This is a genomic window from Francisella sciaenopsi, assembly GCF_045862875.1.
Lineage (GTDB): Bacteria > Pseudomonadota > Gammaproteobacteria > Francisellales > Francisellaceae > Francisella > Francisella sciaenopsi.
This window is the reverse complement of record NZ_BTHG01000020.1, coordinates 1-562: the sequence shown is the minus strand read 5'-3', so window position 1 is coordinate 562 and position 562 is coordinate 1. Positions and strand designations below refer to the sequence as shown.

Below are 562 nucleotides of genomic sequence, written 5' to 3'. Positions count from 1 at the left end.
AGTCAGCTCCATTATGTATATCCCAGCTATTAGTTTTTACTGTCAGCTATTAGTTTTTGATAATTAATTATTTATAACTATATGTTACATTTTGTGACAATTAACAGCAGATAAAGGACTTTAAAGAAAAATTAAGGTTCATTTATGCAAATCATAATAAACATCAAGAAAAATATTTTTTCCTTGATTAGCTTTATTTGGTAAGCATAAAATTGAGGTGTAGGCAATATGCTTACAGTTATTAATACTTGTATAAGGAGAATTCCATTATGAACAACAAACTTAAACTAACACCTACAATGATTTGTGCTTTGATGGGCATAGGCTCATTCTCAGTAGCAAATGCTACTGACGCTTGGTCAACATCTAAACTTTCGTCTTATGTGGCTGGGTCTCAAGTAACTGATAGTGGCAAAACATATCAGTGTAAAGAATGGCCAGCTTCTGGTTGGTGTCAAATTGCTGCGTATAAACCTAGTGGCACATATGGTTCTGATGCTTGGAATGTTATTAGTGACAACACTGATAACACTGATAACACTGATAACACTGATAACACTGA

1 pseudogene is annotated in these 562 nt (G+C 33.1%); it reads left to right on the top strand.

The features are described 5' to 3' along the window. Window positions 1-269: 269 nt before the first annotated feature. Window positions 270-562, top strand: a pseudogene (locus ACKTR7_RS09915) (glycosyl hydrolase family 18 protein); the annotation flags it as partial.